Origin of the sequence: Yoonia sediminilitoris (assembly GCF_003058085.1) — a bacterium.
GTDB classification, from domain to species: domain Bacteria; phylum Pseudomonadota; class Alphaproteobacteria; order Rhodobacterales; family Rhodobacteraceae; genus Yoonia; species Yoonia sediminilitoris.
Map to the genome: position 1 here is coordinate 67,937 of NZ_QBUD01000005.1, position 20,836 is coordinate 88,772.

Annotated in this window: 19 protein-coding genes, 1 tRNA gene and 2 pseudogenes; 12 read left to right on the forward strand and 10 right to left on the reverse strand. The window is 56.0% G+C overall.

Features of this window, described 5'->3' with window-relative positions; translation table 11 throughout:
• The first annotated feature begins 3 nt into the window (after positions 1 to 3).
• Genes thiB through C8N45_RS11660 form a run of 3 tightly spaced genes read left to right on the forward strand, consistent with a single transcriptional unit; the run spans position 4 to position 3,189 of the window.
• Positions 4 to 993 (forward strand): thiamine ABC transporter substrate binding subunit, encoded by a 990-nt coding sequence (thiB, locus tag C8N45_RS11650; RefSeq protein WP_108386437.1) that lies wholly within the window; start codon positions 4 to 6, stop codon positions 991 to 993.
• Positions 969 to 2,498: a thiamine/thiamine pyrophosphate ABC transporter permease ThiP gene (locus tag C8N45_RS11655; RefSeq protein WP_108386438.1), complete on the forward strand. Its 1,530-nt coding sequence runs from the start codon at positions 969 to 971 to the stop codon at positions 2,496 to 2,498. The genes thiB and C8N45_RS11655 overlap by 25 nt, the downstream gene beginning before the upstream one ends.
• Positions 2,485 to 3,189, forward strand: coding sequence for a thiamine ABC transporter ATP-binding protein (locus tag C8N45_RS11660; protein ID WP_108386439.1), 705 nt, complete (start codon positions 2,485 to 2,487; stop codon positions 3,187 to 3,189). Before C8N45_RS11655 ends, C8N45_RS11660 begins: the two co-directional genes overlap by 14 nt.
• Positions 3,190 to 3,260: 71 nt before the next feature.
• On the opposite strand, the gene C8N45_RS11665 is transcribed toward C8N45_RS11660, so the two are convergent.
• The 3 genes from C8N45_RS11665 to petA are packed head-to-tail and all read right to left on the reverse strand — an operon-like array spanning position 3,261 to position 6,046.
• Positions 3,261 to 4,115 carry a cytochrome c1 gene (locus C8N45_RS11665; RefSeq protein ID WP_108386440.1) on the reverse strand — a complete coding sequence of 285 codons (855 nt, stop codon included), beginning with the start codon at positions 4,113 to 4,115 and terminating at the stop codon, positions 3,261 to 3,263.
• A 17-nt stretch (positions 4,116 to 4,132) separates the two neighbouring features.
• The gene (locus C8N45_RS11670; RefSeq protein WP_108386441.1) at positions 4,133 to 5,473 is read right to left on the reverse strand and encodes a cytochrome b; all 1,341 of its coding nucleotides are present in this window, start codon (positions 5,471 to 5,473) and stop codon (positions 4,133 to 4,135) included.
• Positions 5,474 to 5,485: 12 nt separating this feature from the next.
• Positions 5,486 to 6,046 (reverse strand): ubiquinol-cytochrome c reductase iron-sulfur subunit, encoded by a 561-nt coding sequence (gene petA / locus C8N45_RS11675; protein WP_108386442.1) that lies wholly within the window; start codon positions 6,044 to 6,046, stop codon positions 5,486 to 5,488.
• A gap of 423 nt (positions 6,047 to 6,469) precedes the next feature.
• Between petA and C8N45_RS11680 the strand changes: the two genes are divergently transcribed.
• On the forward strand, positions 6,470 to 7,117 hold the full coding sequence (locus tag C8N45_RS11680; protein ID WP_108386443.1) for an outer membrane protein: 648 nt from the start codon (positions 6,470 to 6,472) through the stop codon (positions 7,115 to 7,117).
• A gap of 9 nt (positions 7,118 to 7,126) precedes the next feature.
• Here the strand turns inward: C8N45_RS11680 and C8N45_RS11685 are convergent, their stop codons facing one another.
• Genes C8N45_RS11685 through dapF form a run of 4 tightly spaced genes read right to left on the reverse strand, consistent with a single transcriptional unit; the run spans position 7,127 to position 10,512 of the window.
• A complete protein-coding gene (locus C8N45_RS11685; protein ID WP_108386561.1) occupies positions 7,127 to 7,732 on the reverse strand; it encodes a glutathione S-transferase in 606 nt (201 codons plus the stop codon).
• Positions 7,733 to 7,752: 20 nt separating this feature from the next.
• On the reverse strand, positions 7,753 to 8,385 hold the full coding sequence (locus tag C8N45_RS11690; protein ID WP_108386562.1) for a glutathione S-transferase: 633 nt from the start codon (positions 8,383 to 8,385) through the stop codon (positions 7,753 to 7,755).
• 43 nt (positions 8,386 to 8,428) lie between these two features.
• On the reverse strand, positions 8,429 to 9,688 hold the full coding sequence (gene mtaB / locus C8N45_RS11695) for a tRNA (N(6)-L-threonylcarbamoyladenosine(37)-C(2))-methylthiotransferase MtaB (RefSeq protein WP_108386444.1): 1,260 nt from the start codon (positions 9,686 to 9,688) through the stop codon (positions 8,429 to 8,431).
• Positions 9,685 to 10,512 (reverse strand): diaminopimelate epimerase, encoded by an 828-nt coding sequence (dapF, locus tag C8N45_RS11700; RefSeq protein WP_108386445.1) that lies wholly within the window; start codon positions 10,510 to 10,512, stop codon positions 9,685 to 9,687. Before dapF ends, mtaB begins: the two co-directional genes overlap by 4 nt.
• Positions 10,513 to 10,599: 87 nt before the next feature.
• Here dapF and C8N45_RS11705 point away from each other — a divergent pair.
• Positions 10,600 to 10,675: transfer RNA gene (locus tag C8N45_RS11705), tRNA-Lys, on the forward strand.
• A 484-nt stretch (positions 10,676 to 11,159) separates the two neighbouring features.
• Here C8N45_RS11705 and C8N45_RS11710 read toward each other — a convergent pair.
• From C8N45_RS11710 to cuyA, 3 genes and pseudogenes are all read right to left on the reverse strand, one after another.
• A pseudogene (locus C8N45_RS11710) lies at positions 11,160 to 11,753 on the reverse strand (IS3 family transposase); the annotation flags it as partial.
• A 470-nt stretch (positions 11,754 to 12,223) separates the two neighbouring features.
• Entirely contained in the window at positions 12,224 to 12,949 is a 726-nt protein-coding gene (gene cuyB / locus C8N45_RS11715; RefSeq protein WP_108386446.1) for a cysteate racemase, read from the reverse strand.
• A 13-nt stretch (positions 12,950 to 12,962) separates the two neighbouring features.
• Positions 12,963 to 13,976: a D-cysteate sulfo-lyase gene (gene cuyA / locus C8N45_RS11720; protein ID WP_108386447.1), complete on the reverse strand. Its 1,014-nt coding sequence runs from the start codon at positions 13,974 to 13,976 to the stop codon at positions 12,963 to 12,965.
• A 115-nt stretch (positions 13,977 to 14,091) separates the two neighbouring features.
• Between cuyA and C8N45_RS11725 the strand changes: the two genes are divergently transcribed.
• From C8N45_RS11725 to C8N45_RS11755, 7 genes and pseudogenes are all read left to right on the forward strand, one after another.
• The gene (locus tag C8N45_RS11725) at positions 14,092 to 15,033 is read left to right on the forward strand and encodes a LysR family transcriptional regulator (protein ID WP_108386448.1); all 942 of its coding nucleotides are present in this window, start codon (positions 14,092 to 14,094) and stop codon (positions 15,031 to 15,033) included.
• Positions 15,034 to 15,385: 352 nt separating this feature from the next.
• A complete protein-coding gene (locus C8N45_RS11730; protein ID WP_108386449.1) occupies positions 15,386 to 16,252 on the forward strand; it encodes an amino acid ABC transporter substrate-binding protein in 867 nt (288 codons plus the stop codon).
• 61 nt (positions 16,253 to 16,313) lie between these two features.
• Entirely contained in the window at positions 16,314 to 17,033 is a 720-nt protein-coding gene (locus C8N45_RS11735) for an amino acid ABC transporter permease (RefSeq protein ID WP_108386450.1), read from the forward strand.
• Between the two features lie 3 nt (positions 17,034 to 17,036).
• Complete coding sequence (locus C8N45_RS11740; RefSeq protein WP_108386451.1) at positions 17,037 to 17,693, forward strand: amino acid ABC transporter permease; 657 nt, start codon at positions 17,037 to 17,039, stop codon at positions 17,691 to 17,693.
• The gene (locus C8N45_RS11745; protein ID WP_108386452.1) at positions 17,690 to 18,418 is read left to right on the forward strand and encodes an amino acid ABC transporter ATP-binding protein; all 729 of its coding nucleotides are present in this window, start codon (positions 17,690 to 17,692) and stop codon (positions 18,416 to 18,418) included. Before C8N45_RS11740 ends, C8N45_RS11745 begins: the two co-directional genes overlap by 4 nt.
• A gap of 191 nt (positions 18,419 to 18,609) precedes the next feature.
• Positions 18,610 to 18,687, forward strand: a pseudogene (locus C8N45_RS24220) (IS6 family transposase); the annotation flags it as partial.
• A 169-nt stretch (positions 18,688 to 18,856) separates the two neighbouring features.
• Positions 18,857 to 20,806 (forward strand): DUF5054 domain-containing protein, encoded by a 1,950-nt coding sequence (locus tag C8N45_RS11755; RefSeq protein WP_108386453.1) that lies wholly within the window; start codon positions 18,857 to 18,859, stop codon positions 20,804 to 20,806.
• Positions 20,807 to 20,836 lie beyond the last annotated feature (30 nt).

Sequence of the window (20,836 nt, forward strand, 5' to 3'; positions counted from 1 at the left end):
AAGATGACAAAAGCCACCTTTCTACCAGTTGTCGCGGGACTTGCCCTTTGTGCCGCAGGCGCATGGGCCGAGACCCCCGTACTGCAAGTTTACACCTATGACAGCTTCACCAGCGAATGGGGCCCCGGACCCGCTGTCGAAGCGGCGTTCGAGGAAACCTGCGCCTGTGATCTGCAATTTGTCGGTGCAGGGGATGGAGCCGCTCTATTGGCCCGCTTGCAGCTGGAAGGGCCAAGCACCGATGCGGACATCGTGCTGGGCCTTGATACGAACCTGACGGCCGCCGCAAACGCGACGGGGTTGTTCGCACCACACGGTGTCAACGCCGACCTGTCATTGCCGATTGCGTGGGACGATCCCGATTTCCTGCCATTCGACTGGGGCTATTTCGCCTTTGTCGGGAACAAGGGCGAAGCGGCCCCCGCTTCACTGCAAGAACTTGCCGACAGCGATATCCAGATTGTTATTCAGGACCCAAGATCCTCGACCCCCGGGCTGGGGCTCCTGATGTGGGTCAAGGCAGCCTATGGCGATGAGGCCGACGACATCTGGGCCGGATTGGCCGACAATATCGTAACAGTCACACCGGGCTGGAGCGAGGCCTATGGCTTGTTCCTTGAAGGCGAGGCAGACGCGGTCTTGTCCTACACCACATCGCCAGCCTATCACCTGATTGCCGAAGAAGATGCGAGCAAAGTCGCATGGGGCTTTGAAGAGGGGCATTATCTGCAAGTCGAAGTGGCTGGAAAGCTGGCTGGCAGCGACCAGAGCGCACTGGCCGATCAGTTTCTGGCATTCATGGTAACTGATGCCTTCCAAAGCATCATCCCGACAACCAACTGGATGTATCCCGCAGCGACACCCGCTGAAGGATTGCCAGCCGGGTTTGAAACATTGCTTACCCCGTCAAAGGCGCTTTTGCTCTCTGCGGATGATGCGGCAGCAGTACGCGATGCGGCGCTGGACGAATGGCGCACAGCCCTTTCACAATAAAACTCCGCTGGCCCGGCGCCCTTGCAGGGGCGCTGGTGCTGCTTTTGACGCTTGGCACGTTGGGCGCCGTTGCATGGCAGGCTGAATGGGTTGGCGGGCTGTCGCCTGCCGACTATGCGGCGATCCGGTTTACTGTGCTGCAAGCATTGGCATCCGCGGCTATCAGCACCATGCTGGCAATTCCTGTTGCACGGGCATTGGCCCGGCGGCAGTTTCGCGGGCGATCCATCCTCATCACGCTTCTCGGCGCGCCATTTCTGCTGCCTGTGATCGTCGCCGTGCTTGGTTTGCTGATGATCTTCGGGCGCAGCGGTCTGCTGAATGGCGGGCTGGCGTGGCTGGGGCTGCCCGGATTTTCTATTTACGGGTTCCACGGCGTCGTCATGGCGCATGTGTTTTTCAACCTGCCGCTGGCAACACGTTTGATCCTTCAAGGGTGGCTCGCAATCCCGGCAGAGCGGTTTCGACTGACAGCCAGCCTCAACGCGTCAGTCTGGCAACTGCTTGAACGACCGATGCTGCGTGCAGTAGCCCCCGGTGCGTTTCTTGTTATCTTCCTGATTTGCCTGACCAGCTTTGCCGTCGCACTGACCCTTGGCGGCGGACCACGCGCAACAACGGTCGAACTTGCGATCTATCAGGCTCTTCGGTTTGACTTTGATCTCGGCAGAGCGGCATTGCTGGCCGGGATCCAGTTTCTGCTTTGCGCATGTGCTGCTCTTGTCGTGTGGCGCCTATCAACGGCAGATATGCTAAGCGGCGGCATGGACAGACGCGTACAACGTTGGGATAGCGGTGCCGCATGGTTGGATATGCTGGTCATTTCTGCCGCGGCGATTTTCCTCTCCCTGCCGCTGGCAATGATTGTGTTTCGCGGTCTGCCCGGCCTTGTCGATTTGCCGGTATCAGTCTGGTGGGCTGCGGCACGATCCATCAGCGTCGCACTTGTTTCCGCCCTGCTGTGCAGTGGCATGGCTGTCGCACTTGCCCTGTGGGGCGGGCGGTTCGTGGCGGTTGTGGGGGTATTGCCCCTTGCCGCATCGGGGCTGGTCATCGGAACCGGGGCATTTCTTTTGATCTATCCGGTGATGAACCCCGCAAAGGCAGCACTTGTCGTCACCGCATTGGTGAATGCAACGCTGGCCCTACCCTTTGCCTTACGTGCGCTTGAACCCGGCATTGATACCGCCAAGCGTGATTTTGACCGACTGGCCGCATCTCTTGGGTTCGGCCCGTGGCGATTTGCCAGAATGATCATCCTGCCGCGCGTGCGGAGGCCGTTGGGGTTTGGCGCCGGGCTGGCAGCAGCTTTGTCGATGGGCGATTTGGGGGTCATCGCACTTTTCGCGGGCGACGCACAGGAAACGCTGCCGCTTGCGATGTACCGACTGATGGGCGCCTACCAAATGCAATCGGCTGCGGGTGCAGGGCTTTTGTTATTGGGGTTGAGCCTGTCGCTGTTCTGGATTTTTGACAAAGGGGGGCGCGCCCATGCTCAAATGTGAAAACCTGTTCCTGAAACAGGGCGATTTCACCCTGCAAGCGGATCTCAACTTTCCAAAAGGGGCTGTGACGGCCTTGATGGGGCCGTCAGGCGCCGGGAAATCCACCCTGCTGGCAGCATTGGCTGGATTTCTGCAACCCGTCTCTGGGCGGATTCTGTATGATTCTGCCGATCTGACCCATATCCCACCCGGAGACCGTCCAATCAGCATCCTGTTTCAGGATAACAATCTGTTCCCGCACCTTACAATTGCACAGAACGCAGGCTTGGGGGTGCGGCCAGTCCTGCGCCTGAAATCGGACGAATTGGCCCGCGTTGCAGAGGTGTTGGAACAGGTCGGTCTGGCCGGGTTTGACGCACGTTTGCCCGGTGATTTATCCGGGGGCCAACAAAGCAGGGCGGCGTTGGCGCGTGTTCTCTTGGCGGAACGACCCGTCGTCCTATTGGACGAACCCTTTGCAGCACTTGGCCCCGGCCTGAAGCATGAGATGCTTGATCTGGTGAAACGGACGCTGCTCACGCCTGACCGGACGATTGTCATGGTCACGCATGACCCCGATGATGCAAAACGGGCAGCGCAGCATGTTGTTCTGGTGGCAGAGCACACGGCCAATAAACCCGAACCTACATCATCAATCTTTGCATCGCCGCCCGCCGTATTGGCCCGGTATCTTGGTACGGGGATGGATTAAAATCCATCTTACGAATGCAAAAGGGGCCCGCCATATCGGCGAGCCCGCTCTTTAATACGTGTCTGTCTGGCCTAGTGCTTTTTCTTGTGCGGTGCCCACAGACGCTTGTTTGTGAGGTACAAGAGCACTGTCAGCACCGTCAGAAAGAGTACGCCGGTCAGACCTGCCTGCTTGCGTGCCATCATCTTTGGCTCTGCCGTCCACATCAGGAAGGCCGCCACATCCTGCGCAACATGCTCAAGATCAGTTGAATGACCGTCTGCATATTCGACATCATCACCGTAAAGCGGCTGGCTCATTGAGATCCAGCTGCCGGGAACCATGTGGTGCCCGTGTTCGTCGATGCAACTGGCAGGAAACCCGCCCGCTGCAAAGGCAACATTGTATTGGCCATCCATATTCGCGTCGGCAGCACATTCGGGTTCCTCGTGGTACCCAGTCATAAGCGATGCGATATATTCAGCACCCCCCATCCCTTTGACCAACTGGTTAATCCCGGTGCCCGCAGGACCGTGAAAGCCAGCCCGCGCCTTGGCCATCAGGCTCAGGTCAGGTGCGTTTGACAGGCTGGATGATGGAAATTTGTCAGCCGGTGTCGCCGGACGAAAATCTCCTTCGCCATCAAACAAGCTTTGATCGAACACCTCATAGAACTCGGCGTAAGCCCGCATCTGATCTTCCGGCAGGCCGGGCCCACCTTCATCATGCAAATTGCGGAATGCGACCAGTTCCAACCCGTGACAGGCAGAACAGATTTCGGTGTAGACCTGAAGACCGCGCTGCAATTGCATCTGGTCAAAGCTGCCAAAAGGTCCTTCGAAAGAAAACGCGTAGTCTTCGATTTCCGTCTCGACCTCAGCGGCGATCGCAGGCGCAGTTGCCATTGCCAACGTTGTAACTGCGGTCAGTGTAAGTTTGCGGAACATGTTTCTTTTGTCCTTTCTCACTCGGCCGGATTGACAGCGGCAGCGCCACCATCTTTCGGCGCGTAGTGCGCATTGAAGTCCTCTTCGATGGTCGCAGGCGGTGTCAGCGGTTTTTCGATGACACCAAGCAATGGCAAGATGACCAGGAAGTAGGCAAACCAGTAGGCCGAAGCTATCAGTGAAATCCAGTCGTAAGGGAATTCAGCTGGACGCGCACCGACCCACATCAACACGATGAAGTCGACCACCAAGAGCCAGAACCACCACTTGAACATTGGGCGATAGCGGCCGGAGCGCACAGTTGAGGTGTCAAGCCAAGGTGCCAGCGCCATCACTGCGATCGCGCCAAACATCGCCAGAACACCGAAGAATTTCGCGTCAATGATCCCGAAGCTGAGGAAGTTCACGATCTGCACAACCCAAACATCTGCAGTGAAGGCGCGCAGGATCGCGTAGAACGGCAGGAAATACCATTCGGGCACAATGTGCGACGGTGTTACAAGCGCATTTGCAGGGATGTAGTTATCCGGGTGGCCCAGATAGTTAGGCATGAAGCCTACAACTGCCATGAACACGGCCAGAATAATGGCCAGCGCGAACAGGTCTTTGATCACGAAATATGGCCAGAACGGTAGCGTATCTTTCTGCGCGTCTTCCTTGCTTGTGCGGCGCACTTCGACCCCGGTCGGGTTATTGTTGCCGGTGGTGTGGAACGCCCAGACGTGAACAATTGTCAGGCCCAGCAGAACGAATGGCAGCAGATAGTGCAGCGAGAAGAACCGGTTCAGCGCAGGCTGACCGACGGCCGATGCACCCAGGAGCCACGTCTGAACACTATCACCGACGAACGGAATTGCGCCAAACAAACCAGTGATAACTGCAGTTCCGTGGAACGACATCTGCCCCCAAGGCAAAACATAGCCCATGAACGCTGTCCCCATCATGATCAGGTACATCAGCATCCCGATGATCCATGTCACTTCGCGCGGGGCCTTGTAGGACCCGTAATAGAGTGAGCGGAACATGTGGGCATAAACGGCAACAAAGAAAAGCGACGCGCCGTTCATATGGAAATAGCGGATCATATGGCCGCCGTTCACATCACGCATGATATGTTCAACAGACGAGAAGGCCATGTCGACATGCGGGATGTAGTGCATCACGAGCACGACGCCGGTTGCAATCTGCAAGACCAGCGTAAAGACAAGAACAATCCCCCAGATCCACATCCAGTTCAGGTTCTTGGGCGTGGGGATCATCAACGTGTCGTATAGTAATCCAACAATCGGCAGGCGTTTGTGCAGCCACTTTTCGCCGTTGGTATTTGGTTCGTAATGGTCGTGGGGAATACCACCCATGGCGCGCTCTCCTTAACCGAGTTCGATTGTTGTTTCGTCGACAAATTGCGCGACGGGAACAGGCAAATTGCGGGGGGCAGGACCTTTGCGGATCCGGCCTGATGTATCGTAGTGCGAACCATGGCAGGGGCAGAACCAACCGCCAAAATCGCCTTGTTCGCCAAGCGGCACACAGCCAAGGTGCGTACAGACGCCCATTTGGACCAGCCAAACACCATCTTCGGACAAGGCGCGATTTTCATCGGTCGCGTCCGCTTCAGGGCCGAGGTTTTCGTTCTCGGCATTCTGGTCGGGCAGGTCTGCAAGATCGACCGCGCGGGCTTGTGCGATTTCGTCTTCTGTCCTTGCGCGGATGAAAACAGGCTTTCCCTGCCACAAAACAGTCAACTGGGTGCCAGGATCAATCGCGCTGACGTCTACGCGAATCGAAGCGAGCGCCAGAACGTCAGCTGAAGGGTTCATTTGGTTGACCAGAGGCCAAACGGCCGCCCCTGTGACAACGACACCGGACCCTGCGGTTGCATAATAAAGAAAGTCGCGGCGTGTGCCTTGCGGTTCGTCTGTGTGTGACACGGGGTACTTCTCCGATATTTTTGGGCTTTTTTGCCCTCACAACGAGGTGAACCGCCCACTTTGCGGTCCATTCCGCCGCTGTTTATCCATCAATCGTCAGGAGGTCCAGCGGACATTAGGGCGCAGTTCGTACTATACGTCCCAGATGGCTGAAATTTCGCAACAGTTTGTAAAGATGGGTCATCTTCTATTCCGAAGACTGGCGATCCGTCATCTATCCCCTCTTCCTGTGCTCTTCCGCCGGCACATCGCCCCATGTGCCGCTTGGCGGATTTCCGCCAAAAACCCTTAAATTCAAGGCGTTTGTGACTGATCCGACACAGAAGAGGCGACTTGGTTATCCATCGGTTAATGTTTGTTTGTCATTCTGGACGCGGAATTTAACCCTCTGCATAGAACCTCTGCTCGCACGGGACCACTGCCATGAACCGCGCCTTTGCTGCCTGCATTTGCCTGCTGCTTTTGACATCCGCCGCTTTAGCGGAGGTTGAAGTGACCATTTATGGCGGCTTCCAGTCCGTACCAGAGTCCAACATCGTGATTCGTGACGCCGATGTCATTGCCGACGCTGATTTTTCCGAGGATTGGCAAGGGCAGTCATCGTCGGCGCCGCTGTATTACGGTATTCGCGCGACCTCATGGTGGTCGCCAACGTTCGGTCTTGGGGTCGATCTTGCGCATAGCAAGCTTTCCCCCAAGGATGACGATCTGCCTGCCGGTTATGACCTGATCGAATCTACGGATGGTGTGAACACAATGACCGTCAACGCATACAGACGGTGGTTGAATCGATTTGGCGAGGTAACACCCTATATCGGCGGCGGGGTCGGACTGGCCGCCCCGCATGTTGAAGTGACCAACGTCGCATCTGAAACATTTGGCTATCAGCTGACCGGGCCAGCCGCCACATGGGTTGCCGGCGCGCGGTATCCGATCAACGAACAGGTGTCAGTCTTTGGCGAATATCGGGGCACCTACTCTGCCAACGTGGCCGACCTGAGCACCGGCGAAACGTTGGAAACCGATGTTACGACAAATGCACTGAACCTCGGTCTAAGCTTCAATTTCTAGGGTTCTGACCTAGGCTGGCGGTGCCGTGGCTTTCATGCTTTCCCTCTCAACAAAGTCCGCGTGCCAAGCTGCGAGTGGCACATTTCCAGCACGCCAGTTACGCGCATCATGGCGCAAATCCAGATAGGAAAGTGCGCAGGCAACCGCGATGTGCGAGATATCCATCGGGCCGCTCAGGTGGCTCATCCATCGTGAATCAATCGCCGCGACAGCGCGCGTGACCTTTTCCCATTGCGCTTCGATCCATGCAGGCGACTGCTCTTGTTGCGGACGCAGGCGAACTTCGTAGGCCATGGAAACAGCAGCCTCCATGATTGCGTCGGCGGTGGCCTCCAGTGTCAGGACTTCCCAGATGTGGTGCCGCGGATAAAAATTCGCGTTGGCAAGATCATCAAGAAACCGCGTGATCACCCGGCTGTCATAGATCGCAGGGCCATCATCGCGCACAAGGGCAGGGATCTTGCCCAAGGGGTTCACTGCAATGATTTGCGGATCGGTCGCAAAAGCGGTTGTCGTGACTTCAAGTTCTTCAACCTGATCGAGCTGGTCGGTTTCGCGCAACAACACCCGCACTTTGCGTACAAAAGGTGATGCAGGTGACATCAACAGTTTCAAGGTCAACTCCTTTTCGGTGCTCAGGGAAACAAGATCCCGTCCTGACCCGGTTCCCAAGGCGTGTATTTTGTCATGATCGCAGCAAATTCGTCAGATACAAGAAAACGGTCCAGCCACCCGGACAGCGGCATCATTTTTTGCGCATCGAACCACGCACGGTCCGTGTTTGCGAACTGCCGGACAAAAGGCAGGATCGCCATGTCCGCCAGAGTGCGTCGTGACCCCATCAGGAATTGTTGACTGTTAAGCCGACTGTTCAGATCGTGCAGAAACACAAGCGCTTTGGCGCGTTCCTCTGACACATCGACATCGGGATATCTTACCGCATATTTCGTGCGGTCAAGCGCCTGCTTGAAAGGACCGTCGTTTTGGTCAATCAACTCATGTCCTTCATCAGGCATGTCGCACCACCCTCCCGGATCGGATTGCGCAAGCGCCCACAGCATGATGTCCCGGCTTTCGGCGATGACCTGCGTGCCCGTGTCAATGACCGGCACAGTTCCTTTGGGAGAAGTGGACAGGAAGGCCGCGGGCTTGTCACGCAAGAGGATTTCGCGCAGGGCAACCCGCACGCCACTTGACCTGATCGCCAGCCGGGCGCGCATCGCATAGGGGCAGCGCCGAAACGACCAGAGGATCGGCATTGGTGTCATTGGGCGGATGCCTCCGGCGGGGATATTTTGGGCCATAAGAAGCCTAGGCGACCAGTTGATGACCGGCAACGCCAGTGATCTTGGCACGCACGATCTGGCTTTCGGGTTGATCGGTCGCAAAACGCACTTCGGCGAATTGTTCGGTCCGCCCCATGCGCGGGTTTTCCATCAATATCTGATGCGTCCGCCCCTGCTGGGCACGCAGATGCGCATCAACTTTTGCCTTTCCCTCAGCCCGCAAAATGGCAGCCCGTTCCTTGACCATAGCCCCATCTAACTGCGGCATCCGTGCAGCCGGGGTGCCCGCGCGTGCTGAATAGGGAAAAACATGAAGCCAAGTCAGATCGCAGTCATTCACAAGCGCGCGTGAGTTGGCGAACATCGCATCCGTCTCGGTCGGGAACCCGGCGATGATGTCCGCCCCAAAGGTCATGTCAGGCCGCAGTTTGCGGGCATCCTCGCAAAAGCGAATCGCATCGTCGCGCAAGTGTCGCCGTTTCATCCTTTTCAGGATCAGATCATCCCCATGTTGCAGCGAAAGATGCAAATGCGGCATCAGCCGTGGTTCGTTCGCAATCGCCTGCATCAGGTTTTCATCGACTTCGATACTGTCGATCGAGCTGATGCGCAGCCGCGGGAGATCAGGTACCAGCCGTAATATCCGCATCACCAGATCGCCAAGCTTTGGCGTCGCTGGCAGGTCAGCCCCCCAGCTTGTCAGATCGACCCCGGTCAGAACGACCTCGTTGAAGCCGCGATCTGCCAGCCGCTTGATCTGTTCGACAACGACCCCCGCCGGCACCGACCGTGAGTTGCCGCGGCCAAAGGGAATGATGCAGAATGTACACCGGTGGTCGCAACCGTTCTGCACCTGTACATAGGCACGGCTACGCGTTCCGAAACCATCAATCAGATGCCCCGCCGTTTCGGTGACGGACATGATGTCGTCGACCTGCACGGGCTCTGTCTGGCCAATCAGGTCCGGTGCCATCTTCGCCCATGTCGCCGGGTTCATCTTTTCGCTGTTTCCCAAAACGACATCGACCTCGGACATGACGGAGAAAGTTTCAGGCTCCGTCTGGGCGGCGCAGCCCGTCACGATCAGTTTTGCGTTCGGATGATCCCTGCGCAATTTACGAATGTCCTGGCGGGCCTTGCGGACCGCCTCTGCGGTGACGGCGCAGGTATTCACGACAACGGCGTCCGCTACACCCGATGCGGCTGCCAGTTCTTTCATGGCAGCCGTTTCATAGGCATTCAGCCGACAGCCATGATTGGAAAAAACAGGGGGTTTTGCACTCATCGTAGCCACCATTTCCCGTCAAAAACATGTGCCGTCGGTCCGGTCATCCATACCCCATCGTCTGCCCAGTTGATGTCCAGAACGCCGCCGTCAAGCGTGATCTGCACAGTGCGGCTCGTCAGGCCACGCCGCGCAGCCGCAACCGCAGTCGCACAAGACGACGACCCTGACGCCAGCGTGACCCCGGCACCACGTTCCCAGACCCGCATCCTGATCTGGTCCGGCCCAGTGACTGTCGCGAACTGGACGTTGGTCCGCTTCGGAAAGAGCGGATGATGTTCAAACTTCGGCCCCTCGTCAGCGAGCGCAATGGACTCCGCATCATCTACAAAAAAAGTGCAGTGCGGGTTACCCATGCCGGTTGCGGTTGGCGCCCCTTCAACCGGGAGTTTCAACGTGTCCAATTCCTGAGACAAGGGAATATCCGACCAATCCAGTTGCGGATGACCCATGTTCACCGATGTCAGACCGCTGCCCGCATCCACTGCATGCAGTACGCCATGCGTTGTTTCCAAATTGAGGGCACGCTGACCGGTTTCATCCATCAGGTAACGCGCCACGCAGCGGGTCGCATTCCCGCAGGCCGCCGACATTGACCCGTCACTGTTCCAAAATGTCAGAAAGACGTCGGCTTTTTCCGTTAATGACAGCACCGCCAGCTGGTCAAAGCCGACCCCGCGATGGCGGTCCGCCAATGCAACAGCAAGCGCCGAATCAACTACGGCGCCAGTATGGCGTTCATCCACAACGACAAAATCATTTCCCAGACCATGCATCTTCATGAACGGGATAAAAGGGTGCTTTGGATCAGTCATGGCGCGCATATAGACAATGCTTGCGTACTTATCCAGCACGCTGGTCTATTTGGGGGTTGACCCCGGCCCAGTAGCTTCCTAATTAGCGCCCATTGTGGGCCGTTAGCTCAGTTGGTAGAGCAACTGACTTTTAATCAGTAGGTCGATGGTTCGAACCCATCACGGCTCACCATTTTATCATTTAATAACATATGCTTGTGCTGCTTGCAGCAGCCTTGGTTCTTACCGCATCGTCTGCCGGAAGCTATACGGAAGCAACGTGACCCAGATTCTAAGTGCTGCAACGCTGCACTGCGCTGACTGACCAGAAATGCTCTGGCGGTTAGGTTTGCCCTGACGTGCTCAAGAATCAACGTGTTATTCTCGGTCGGGAACAGTTCAGCTGAACGGTTCCAGCGGCTCTCAAGCCGCTGCGTGATCAGCAATATGTTCTGAAGTTTGCCAAAACGAAATTAGTAGGAATAAACATATGCAAAAGGCAGGAATAGTAGCACTAGCACCGTCAGCGCTGTCCCCCGCGCTCGGGCCTTTTATTTGTATCGGCCTAGTTGGCGCCGCGCTCTTTAAACTCTTGAAGGATGACGATCCCGAGCCCGAACTTGTGAACGGCGAGGAAAGCTCTGCAGGCGGCCAAGAGGTTGTGAGCATTGATGGAACATCCAGAGCCGTCCCTTCTTCGGTTGCTTCATTGGCACTTTAAGCCCCTCTCGCCGCCAGATCCGTTCAACACGCTTATCGTTGACCAACCAGCCTGCTTCCCTCAGCAGCGCCGCAATCCGACGATAGCCATAGCGACCAAAGTGGCGGTTCAACTCGATCATGTCGGCGACCAGTCGATCCTCATCACCTCGACCAACAGGCAAACGCCTCTGTGTGGATCGGTGCTGCCCCAAGACACGACAAACCCGCCGTTCCGACAACCTGATGTGACTGCGGATGTGGTCGATGCAGGCACGACGGCGCGAGGGGTTTAGTAGTTTCCCCGTGCAGCTTCCGACAGAATCAGCTTGTCCAATGTCAGGTCAGACACCGCTCGGCGCAATCGGTCAATCTGCTTCTGGAGCCGTTTGAGTTCTCGTAGCTGGTCGGTTCCCATACCGCCGTATTGCTTTCGCCAGCGATAGGACGTCTGCTCGGTTATCTGAACCTGGCGGATAGCATCAACACGCGGCATTCCTTGGCCGCATAGAACCTCAACCTGCCGTAAATTTCGTGACTATCTCTTCTGGCTTGTGTCGTTTGATTCCCATCTTTGATCCTCCGTTTCCCAACTATAGGGCCGGACCAATTCAAAGGGGGAGGATCAGTGCTCAAGCGTTCTGGGCGACAAATGCCACCGCGCCGGCAGTTCTTCCTGTGTAATCTTGCTCATGAGACCTCTCTCAGCTTCATCACCAGTCGAGTACATACGACCGGTTTGTGCTTAGAAAGGTGCAGTTCGGGCGCAGAAAAACCTGCGGTCAGAGGCCCAGAAGATGTGACATTGAGACTGCCTAACTAGCTGTTTTATAATGGACCAACGAACTGATTTGTGGTTGCAACTCAAAAAGGCGTGACAAGATCTGTCTCAGCACACATTCCGACCATCCCTTAGGCGCGACGATACTGGCTTAAGGTCATCGATCGACTTCTGACCTTTGATCCCTTCAACCTGAAGCTCCATCCCAATTTGCATTTGCGCGATGTTGATCGCGACCGTTACCCGTACACGACTTGTTAATCAGGTTGGTGGTTTGACGCGGACGCCAGAAAATTTGACGATCTCTGATACGAGGACGTCAAGCGAGTCGATAATGGGGACAGAGGTGCGAATACGGTTACTAACCAGCGAAAACTCAGAGCACCCAACAATCACCTTTTCCGCTCCGCGTTTGACGAGGGCTGCAGCTTCATTCTCCAACAGGATGATGTCATCCTGCGTTGGACCGGACTTCTTGATCCTGCGGATCGCGGCAAGGATGCCAGCCTCATTTTCAGGGTAGGCTGACGTGACGCCGTACTCAGCCAGAAATCCGTCGAAAAGACCGCTGCTGTTCGTGGCGGGTGAGGCAAGAACGCCCACGATCTCGCCGCGTTGCATGCCTTGCGCGGCGCGCGCACAGGCAAGCTTTGGCATGTTCAGCAAGGCAATCCCGACGTTTTCTTCGATCTGCAACGCGTATAAATGGGCCGTGTTGCAGGGCATCGCGAGGACCTCGGCCCCAGCCTTTTCCAGCCTTGCAGCCATTTGAGCCAGAACTGGGCCCGGATCGGGCCCATTCTTTTCAATGACATGACGGATACGGGAGGGGACCTGTGGGTTTATGTCCGCAAGAATCGGAACATGGTCCTGATCATCGTCGGCCTCTGTCGCCGCGTGCACCCGTTTCAGCAGCTCAAGCGTTGCTTCGACACCCATACCGCCGAGAATGCCTATCCTGCGAAATCCACCCGAAGCGCCGGTCATTTGTCTCCCCCAATCAGGACCAGCGGTCGGAAAAGTCGAAGGCTGCGTCGTACCCGAAAAGTGCCACAGATCCGCCTGTATGCAGGAAGACAACGCGCTCGCCCTTCTTGAAATGGCCCTTTCGGATCAGATCGATGAATCCGGCAGCGCCCTTGGCCGAGTAGACGGGATCCAGCAGGATGGCTTCAAGCTCGGCAAACATCTTGATCGCCTCAAGCCCGCTCTCGGTGGGAATGCCATACCCGTCGCCGACATAATCGGAGTTGGCCACGACATCATGCCGCTCGACGACGCCGGGACAGCCCAGCTTTTCCGCAGTTTTGCATGCAAGGCCAAAAACATTCTCTTCCTGTTTGGCCTTCGGCGCGCGCACGCCGATTCCCAGAAGAGGAATCTGCGCGTTCATTGCCTTCAGTCCGACGATGAGACCCGCCTGTGTTCCAGCACTGCCTGTTGCCGTCACGATGTGATCAATTTTCATGCCACTGCCGTTCACTTGGCTCAGAATCTCAAAGGCGCAGTTCACATAGCCCAATGCACCCGTTGGGTTCGAGCCACCGCCCGGGATTGCATAAACTTTCTTGCCATCGGCCCGCATCTGGTCGGCCATGTCCTCTATCAGGGCATTGAAGTCAGGCCCAGTCGCGCGTTTTTCGGTTGTGGCTCCGTGCAGGTGATCCAGCAAAATGTTGCCATTGTTGTTGTAGTTGGCGTTGTTTGATCCGGTCCGGTCTTCAAGCACGATGTGGCACTGCATGCCCATCTTTGCGGCGAAGGCTGCGGTCTGACGTGCATGGTTGGATTGAGTGGCGCCTTGCGTGATGACCATTTCAGCGCCTTGCAACTCTGCTTCTGCCATCAGGAATTCCAGCTTGCGGGTCTTGTTGCCGCCGGTGGACATGCCTGTGCAGTCATCGCGTTTAATCCATATTTCCGGCCCACCCAATTCTTTGGTCAGGCGGTCAAGACGCTCAAGTGGCGTCGGCAGATGAGCAAGAAATCGGCGAGGAAAACGGGCAAGATGCATTCTGAAAGTTCCTTAGTTTGCTTTATCCGAGGTTTAGCCGTTTAAGACTGCAATTGATAATGCAAATTAGCCCATGTAAATTGCAGTTTCTGCAACATTAACTTGAGAACAAAAAATGCGGATGGAATGGATCGACGATATTTTGGCTGTGCTTGATACTGGGTCGCTGGCGCGCGCGGCCGAGAAACGGCTGGTCACGCAATCGGCCTTCACAAGGCGTGTGCGCTTAATCGAGGAAAGCATCGGCGCAGAATTATTTGATCGGCGGCGTAAACCTGTCACGCTCTTGGCCGGGGTCGAGGCCCTTGCGCCGGAGTTGCGCGACCTGAGCATCCGGCTAAGACAAATCAGACATAAGCTTCATACAGCAAACAGCGAGGCCGGCAGCGCGCTTAGCTTTGCATGCCAGCACGCGATAACCACAACCGTATCGCCCTGGATCGTGCGCGCTCTGACCACACAAGGCGACGGCCCCGTCAGAGTGCGGTCCAGCAATCAGGAAGAATGCCTGATGCTTCTGCTTTCAGATGAGGTTGACTTTGTCGTCATGTACACGGTGCCCGACATGCCAACACCCTTTTCAGAAAGTGCGTTCGAGACATTAACACTCGGGGGCGATATTTTGATTCCTGTTTGTGCACCCGAACTGCGGGACGCCCTGCAATCGAACCTTCTGACCACCATTAGCTATCCGTCAAATGTATTTTTGGGTCAGGTCTTTGACCGGCATATCGTGCCGCGTCTGAACTATGAGATACAAGTCGCGACCAAGGCCGAAACTGCACTGACACTTGCGGCATATGAATTCGCCGTCGGCGGCATCGGAGTGGCATGGTTACCGCGTTCACTGGTCCTCGCGGCCATAGCAGAAGGGGCATTAATCTCGCTGGAAGGGGAACTTCCGGTTCAACCACTCGACATCAAGGCATTTCGACTGTCCGGTCACACTGGGCTGCAATCGCAATCCGCATGGCGGGACACGCTGTCTCAGATTGCTTTGCCCGAACACCTGAAACCTCTCACTCATCTGACTGCGGACAACGCGCCATCCAGTTAAAAAATCATACTTACGACCGGCCAACGCTTGTTCGGCCATGAACCGAAGCAGGTTGCATTTTCAGGTCTTATGTTTTCAGCCCCCACGCCGGGGCAAGACTGTTTGTCGCGACAGCCCTCCAGTCTTCCGCAGTCGAACGCCCGACTTTCAAATTTTGGGAGATCCTAGAAAACTTGCATTTTTCGCATTTTATAGGCGCAATTTTGCATTAGACCTGCGCAAAATGTGGCGGTAACGTCAGAAAAATGCGCAAAAGCCGTGATTTTCATAGACGCAGGTGTACGGCGCTTTCATGATAAAAACGGCAATAAAAAATAAATGCCGGTGCTTAGAACCAACAAGGAGACTACGAATGCTATTCAAAAACACAGTTTTGACTGCGGTTGTCGCACTGGGCCTTTCGGCTCCGGTCGCGTTTGCCGAAGGTCATGGCGGAACTTTGGACAAGATTGCTGCCAGCGGTGAAATTGTGATTGGGCACCGCGAAAGCTCGGTCCCGTTTTCCTATCTAGATGAAAACCAGCAGCCGGTTGGGTACTCCATTGATCTTTGCATGAAGATCGTTGAGGCCGTCGCGACCGAACTAGAGCAGGAACTGACGGTCAGATATGTGCCAGTCAACCCAAAGACGCGCATCGCGCTTATGGCGAATGGCACAATTGATCTGGAATGCGGTTCGACGACAAACAACCTTACACGGCAACAGCAGGTCGAATACCTGCCTGTGACCTTTGTGACGGGCACCAAAATTCTGACGCGCGTCGATTCCGGCATCAATTCTGTTGCGGATCTCGATGGCAAGGCAATCGCGCTTGCCCAAGGAACAACAAACGAACGCGCCGTCATGGCCGCTGTCGAGGCTGCCGGCATGGATGTCAAGATCTTGCCAGTGCGCGACCATGCAGAAGGTATGCTGTCGCTGGAAACGGACCGTGTCGATGCCTATGCGACAGACCACATCCTGCTTCATGGCCTGATTTCAAAATCCAAGACCCCGGAAGACTTTGCGGTCGTCGGCGATTTCCTGTCATTTGATCCTTATGCCCTGATGGTGCGGCGTGATGACAGCGCGTTCGAGCTGGTCGGAAAGAAAGCTTTGGCCGAGGTATTCCGGTCGGGCGAGATCGACGCGATCTATGCGCAGTGGTTTGATCCGCTAGGCGTGCCCGCTGATCCGCTCCTGACCGCCGCATTCCGGCTTGGCGCATTGCCAGAATAAAAAACTAATCAAGAACCGGCAGGATTTCCCTGCCGGTTCTTTTCCCAACGGGGCGTGACATATGGACTATAATTGGAATTGGGCCGTCCTGTTCGAGGAACAATACCTTAGTTGGCTGATCAGTGGGTTCGGCTGGACCGTCTCGGTTGCGCTAAGTGCATGGTGCATTGCGATCGTGATCGGTGTTTTGGTTGGTGTCGGGAAGACGATTCCCAATCGCTTCGTTCGCGCCATCTGCGCCACCTATGTCGAAATTTTCCGCAACGTCCCGCTCTTGGTGCAGATGTTCATCTGGTACTTTGCGGTTCCCGAAATGCTCCCCGAAGACTGGGGCAGGTGGATGAAAAGGGACATGCCAAACCCAGAGTTTGTGACAGCCGTCGTCGCCTTGGGTCTGTACACCGCATCGCGGATCGCCGAGCAGGTGCGCGCAGGCATCGAAACTGTCCCACCCGGACTGACAGCGGCGGCTACGGCCCATGGCCTGAGCGTCGGTCAGACCTACCGCTATGTGCTGCTGCCGATTTCCTTCCGGATGATTGTTCCGCCGCTCACATCGGAATTCTTGACGGTATTCAAGAACTCCTCACTGGCCTTGACCATCGGCCTGCTGGAATTGACCGCCCAAAGCCAGCAGATCGCCGAATATACCTTTCAGGGTTTTGAAGCCTTCACCGCCGCGACTGTCATTTACGTCTGCATCGCACTCGTGGCGACGGTCCTGATGCAGGTGATTGAAAAGTACACCCGCATCCCGGGCTATGTTGGAAAGGAGGGCTGAACCATGGGAGACTTTGATTTCAGTGTTATCTGGTCCTCGCTGCCGTTCCTGTGGGAGGGGCTGCAACTTAGCCTATGGCTGACGTTCCTTTCCATTATCGGCGGGATCGTTCTGGGCACGCTGCTGGCGCTGGCGCGCTTGTCGGGCATTGCCCCGCTGTCAATTGCTGCGGCCACATATGTGAACCTTATCAGGTCGGTGCCGTTGATCCTTGTGATCTTCTGGTTCTTCTTCCTTGTGCCGCTGGTGATCGGGCGGCCAATCGGCAGCTTTTACTCTGCACTCATTGCTTTCGTGCTTTTCGAGGCGGCCTATTATTCGGAAATCATGCGCGCCGGCATTCAAAGTGTGAAACGCGGACAAGTGCATGCAGGGCAGTCGACTGGCCTGAACTACTGGCAAATCCAGCGTTACATCGTGCTTCCGCAGGCATTCCGGAACATGATCCCTATCCTTGTAACGCAGGGCATTATCCTGTTTCAGGATACGTCGCTTGTGTTTGTGGTGTCGTTGCGCGACTTCATGACGGTCTCTTCGATTGTTGCACGCACCGAAGGCAGGCTGGTTGAAATGTATATCTTCGCCGCCATCGTCTATTTCGTAATCTGCTTCTCCGGCTCAATGCTGGTCCGAAGCCTTAAATCCCGGATGAGCACATGATCAGCATTGAGAACATCAGCAAATGGTACGGTGATTTCCGCGTCCTGACCGATTGCACAACGCGTGTTGAAAAAGGCGAAGTGGTCGTCGTGTGCGGCCCGTCAGGTTCGGGCAAATCGACGCTCATCAAATGCGTCAACGGGCTGGAACCGGTGCAAGAGGGCAAGATCACCGTCGACGGAGACGAGGTGACAGCCAAGCGCGCCGACCTGACCGCGCTGCGATCACGCATCGGCATGGTTTTTCAGCATTTTGAACTTTATCCGCATATGTCGGTTCTGGAAAACCTTTGTCTGGCGCAGGAAAAGGTTCTGAGCCGGCCGCGGGCCGAGGCCGTCGCACGATCAGAAAAGCTGCTTGCGCGGGTTGGCATGGCCGATCACGCGAAAAAGTACCCCAGCCAACTTTCGGGGGGCCAGCAGCAACGGATCGCAATCGCAAGATCACTTGCCATGGACCCGATTGCGATGCTCTTCGACGAACCGACCTCCGCGCTTGATCCCGAGATGATCAAAGAAGTGCTCGACGTGATGGTGGAACTTGCCCAAGAGGGGATGACAATGATGGTCGTGACCCACGAAATGGGTTTTGCACGCAAGGTTGCCGACAGGGTGATCTTTATGGACGAAGGCGCCATTATCGAAGACCGGCCAACAACCGAATTCTTCGACAACCCCAAGAGTGAACGTGCAAAAGACTTCCTCTCGAAGATACTGAACCATTGATGATCAGGCTTAGCGCGTCATTTCGGACATTCTGAACTGGGCGATTGTCCCTCAGACACTCGAAGGTCTGGAGTATCAGCCCAAGCTGAGTTTGCGAGGCCTGCGCGGGTGACGGCATCGGATTGGTCAGCTTTCGGCGCCAGAAGACGGCACTGTGCCGCCGCTACCTTGGCCGAGTATTGCTCCGCCGTTCACAGGAACGCCACCTCTACGCACGATCAAACTTCAAGCTCAACCGCGCCGCCGCTCTGTCCGAATGGCGCCAACTTTGTTCCGGGCAAGTTCAGGCTGATTGCCCGAAACCGAGATGGGCTCGAATTCGTCTGACAGCACCCACATCGCGATAGTGCAGTTCAGGTTGGACCAGAGCTACTTGTATCTTGGACGATCTTCCGACTAATAATTGCTGGACGCTGAGATCACAGTGAGTGCAAGGCCATGTCGAGCAAGCGAATTCATCTGATATTCAAGACGCATCTCGACATCGGCTTTACTGATTACGCGTCCGAAGTGTGTCGCCAATATCATGATCATTTCATTCCAATGGCGCTTCGCACGGCCGAGCACCTTTGGGAGGAGAATCCAGATGAGCCCAAGTTTATCTGGACAACCGGCGCTTGGCTGATCCACCAACATCTTGAACAGGGCTCGCCCGAGGGCCGGCGAAGACTAGAGGCCGCGATTGAGAAAGGCCTTATTGCCTGGCACGCTCTGCCTTTCACGACACATACCGAGCTTCTTTCTGTTGAGCTTTTCGACGCGGGTTTGGGTTACGCCCGCGATCTGGATCGGACATTCGGACGAAAGACGACAGTTGCGAAAATGACCGACGTTCCGGGGCATACGATCGGCATCGTACCGCTTCTGGCGCGCGCGGGTGTCCGGTTTTTGCACATTGGTGTCAACTCAGCGAGTACGCCGCCGGACGTGCCCCCCGTTTTTCGATGGCGCACGCTAGACGGTGACGAAATCCTTGTCATGTATCAAAACGAATATGGGACTACGTATTTTCCAAAGGGAATCGGCGATGGCATCGGGTTCGCGCATACGATGGACAATATGGGGCCGCAAAGCATTGCTCAGGCCGTCGATGCGCATCGTTTGATGGCGCTGGATAACCCCGGCACAAGGATCGTTGCGTCTACGCTGACCGACTATGGCGACCTGCTTTGGGCCAGGAGGGAGGAGTTTCCAGTCGTCACGGACGAAATTGCAGATAGTTGGATCCACGGTGTTGGGACCGCGCCGGCCAAGGTATCCAGGTACATGGGGTTACGCCGGTTGTATGGCCAATGGGCTGCGACAAGCCTGACCGAACAGCGTGAAAAAATGGGTCGTGGGCTCTGTATGGTTGCGGAGCACACTTGGGGCGTTGATATCAAGACTTTCCTGCGGGATGAGAGTGCTTGGGATCGACCGGATTTTCAGGCGGCTAGGCTGTCCGACCCACGGTTCGCGTTGGCGGAACGTTCTTGGCAAGAGCAGGACGAATTGATTGAGGTTGCGATCGCAGAGTTGCCGCCGGACGACTTGGCTGAAGCAATCGAGGCGGCGTCGTTGCCGGCAGTCTCGCCGGCTGAGATCGCTGTAGCGAGGCAGAGCGCTGCGCCCCTGGACGACGGTGAACTAACTTTCGACATGGCGAGCGGGAGTTTGGATGGTGTGCGGTTTCCGAACGGTCGCGAATTGAGAACTGACGGCGGGCTTTTGGGTGCAATTAGTTATGAAAGCTACGACGCAAAAGACTACGCCGACTACAAGAATAGCTACCTGACGCTTCGTACACATTGGGGAGAGCAGGATCACGGGAAACCCGGCTTGGAGAAGGCGGGGACGTCGCAATCAGCTATCTGTCAACCGAAGTGGCTTGGCGTCGGCATCGACGACACGGGCCACGCCATCAGCAAGTTTCGCTTTGACGGGGTTGCGGCGGGTGACCTTGGGGCGCCCTCAGTTGCCGAGGTGCGCTATCGCTTCGTCGATCACCAGACCTTGGAGATAATGGTGTGCTTTTTTGACAAGCCTGCAAACCGTATGCCGGAGGCGTCATTCCTGACCTTTGCTCCTGCGGTTGATCCGGAAAGCTGGCGCTTTCAGAAACTTGGTTACAAGGTCGATCCGACTTCTGTTGTCCATAATGGAAACAGGCAATTGCATGCGGTTGAGGCAATTGAATGCAAAGATATGCAAGGTGAGCATATTGTTATTACTCCGCTTGATAGTCCGTTGGTTGGTCCCGCAGAGGCACAATTTCTTGTGTTTCATCGGGACGATATTTCGATGAAGGACGGCATTCGTTTTTGCTTGCACAACAACAAGTGGGGCACGAATTTTCCGATGTGGAGCGAAGGGGACTTCGTGTTCCGGTTCCATGTTTCTGTGGAGTAATCGGTGCGCGTGCATAGGCAAAGAGTTTGC

Coding starts and splice junctions, on each gene's coding strand:
- C8N45_RS11655 (WP_108386438.1), top strand. CDS start 969: ATGGCGCACAGCCCTTTCACAATAAAACTCCGCTGGCCCGGCGCCCTT.
- cuyB (WP_108386446.1), bottom strand. CDS start 12,949: ATGACCGGCGCTTCGGGTGGATTTCGCAGGATAGGCATTCTCGGCGGT.
- C8N45_RS11735 (WP_108386450.1), top strand. CDS start 16,314: ATGGACTATAATTGGAATTGGGCCGTCCTGTTCGAGGAACAATACCTT.
- C8N45_RS11660 (WP_108386439.1), top strand. CDS start 2,485: ATGCTCAAATGTGAAAACCTGTTCCTGAAACAGGGCGATTTCACCCTG.
- C8N45_RS11690 (WP_108386562.1), bottom strand. CDS start 8,385: ATGACACCAATGCCGATCCTCTGGTCGTTTCGGCGCTGCCCCTATGCG.
- C8N45_RS11670 (WP_108386441.1), bottom strand. CDS start 5,473: ATGGGTGGTATTCCCCACGACCATTACGAACCAAATACCAACGGCGAA.
- cuyA (WP_108386447.1), bottom strand. CDS start 13,976: ATGCATCTTGCCCGTTTTCCTCGCCGATTTCTTGCTCATCTGCCGACG.
- C8N45_RS11745 (WP_108386452.1), top strand. CDS start 17,690: ATGATCAGCATTGAGAACATCAGCAAATGGTACGGTGATTTCCGCGTC.
- dapF (WP_108386445.1), bottom strand. CDS start 10,512: ATGCGCGCCATGACTGATCCAAAGCACCCTTTTATCCCGTTCATGAAG.
- C8N45_RS11755 (WP_108386453.1), top strand. CDS start 18,857: ATGTCGAGCAAGCGAATTCATCTGATATTCAAGACGCATCTCGACATC.
- mtaB (WP_108386444.1), bottom strand. CDS start 9,688: ATGAGTGCAAAACCCCCTGTTTTTTCCAATCATGGCTGTCGGCTGAAT.
- C8N45_RS11680 (WP_108386443.1), top strand. CDS start 6,470: ATGAACCGCGCCTTTGCTGCCTGCATTTGCCTGCTGCTTTTGACATCC.
- thiB (WP_108386437.1), top strand. CDS start 4: ATGACAAAAGCCACCTTTCTACCAGTTGTCGCGGGACTTGCCCTTTGT.
- C8N45_RS11730 (WP_108386449.1), top strand. CDS start 15,386: ATGCTATTCAAAAACACAGTTTTGACTGCGGTTGTCGCACTGGGCCTT.
- C8N45_RS11665 (WP_108386440.1), bottom strand. CDS start 4,115: ATGTTCCGCAAACTTACACTGACCGCAGTTACAACGTTGGCAATGGCA.
- C8N45_RS11725 (WP_108386448.1), top strand. CDS start 14,092: ATGCGGATGGAATGGATCGACGATATTTTGGCTGTGCTTGATACTGGG.
- C8N45_RS11740 (WP_108386451.1), top strand. CDS start 17,037: ATGGGAGACTTTGATTTCAGTGTTATCTGGTCCTCGCTGCCGTTCCTG.